Raw genomic sequence first — 1,457 nt, forward strand, 5'->3', positions numbered from 1 at the left:
CTTGCGGGCTCTGGGTAGTGGGAACCCCTCGCCCCGGAATCCCCGCGCCCATTCTTCTGTTCCCGGGAATCCCCGCGTCCGTCCTCCTGCTCTTGGGAATCCCCGCGCCCGTTCTCCTGGCCCGGTCCTGCATCCTGCGGCCGGTCCGGGTCCTGGCCACCTTCGGGACCGCGGCCCGGCGGGTCGTCCTCTGGGTCCTCGTCGCCCTCGTCCCCGGACGTACGGTCCAGCAGTTCGTCCAGCAGGGACTCGTCCAGCCCCGGCGCGTCGAACGGGTCGCGCCGCCGCCGGTGCGGCAGCGACAGCCGGGCCGCCGCGCGTACGTCCTCGACGGTCACCGCGTCCCGACCCCGCCAGGCGGCGTGCGCGACGGCAGCGTTCGCCGTCACCAGGTCGGCCCGCAGGCCGTCCACCTCGAACCCCGCGCACACTTCGGCGATCTGCCGCAGCCGGGCGTCCGGCAGCCGTACCCCCGCCACCCGGGTCCGGGCTGCGGCGATCCGCTCCGCGAGCGCCGACTCCTCCGCCGCCCAGCGGGCCGCGAACGCGTGCGGGTCGGCGTCGAAGGCGAGCCTGCGGCGTACCACCTCGGCCCGTTCGCCGGGGTCGCGCGAGGCCCTGACCTCGACGGTCAGCCCGAACCGGTCCAGGAGCTGCGGGCGCAGCTCGCCCTCCTCCGGGTTCATGGTGCCGACCAGCAGGAACCGGGCCGCGTGCCGTACCGACACCGACTCGCGTTCGACGTAGCAGGTGCCGAGCGCCGCCGCGTCCAGCAGCAGGTCAACGAGGTGATCGTGGAGCAGGTTCACCTCGTCCACGTACAGGACGCCCCGGTGCGCCGCCGCCAGCAGGCCCGGCTCGAACGCCTTGACCCCCTCGGTCAGCGCCCGCTCGACGTCCAGCGAACCGGCCAGGCGGTCCTCCGACGCGCCGACCGGCAGTTCCACCAGGGCGGCCGGGCGGCGGACGCCCTCCGCCGCGGGATCGTGCGGGCCGTCCGGGCAGTCGGGGTCGGGTGCGGCCGGGTCGCAGGCGAACCGGCAGCCGGGCACCACCACGACGGCGGGGAGCTGGGCGGCGAGGGCACGTACGATCGTGGACTTGGCGGTGCCCTTCTCGCCGCGCACGAGCACGCCGCCGACGCGGGGGGAGACCGCGTTGAGCACCAGCGCCAGCTTCAGGTCGTCGAGCCCGACCACGGCGCTGAACGGATAGGCGACCATCAGGTCGGGGAGCTTGTGGGCGTGGTGACTGCGCGCATGTTCGGCCTCCTTGGGATGACGCGTCCCGCTGACGAGGTCACGGCCACCAAGCGACCTGGCTCCCGGGATCGTTCGACGTCCCGGATACAGTGGCGCGTCCGCACCGGCATCTCACCGGATTTCCCTTGGACGACCGTGAAATCTACCGGAACGTATCCTTTCCTCCCGTTCGCGTCAATACACGACACACCCCCG

General features: G+C 73.4%; 1 protein-coding gene. It reads right to left on the minus strand.

Features of this window, described 5'->3' with window-relative positions:
• Positions 1 to 1,223, minus strand: a 1,223-nt coding sequence (locus C1I98_RS38815) for a magnesium chelatase ATPase subunit I (RefSeq protein ID WP_199537553.1), incomplete at its 3' end; no start/stop codon positions are given.
• Positions 1,224 to 1,457: the final 234 nt, after the last annotated feature.

This window comes from Spongiactinospora gelatinilytica (genome assembly GCF_003236385.1).
Classification (GTDB): Bacteria; Actinomycetota; Actinomycetes; order Streptosporangiales; family Streptosporangiaceae; genus Spongiactinospora; species Spongiactinospora gelatinilytica.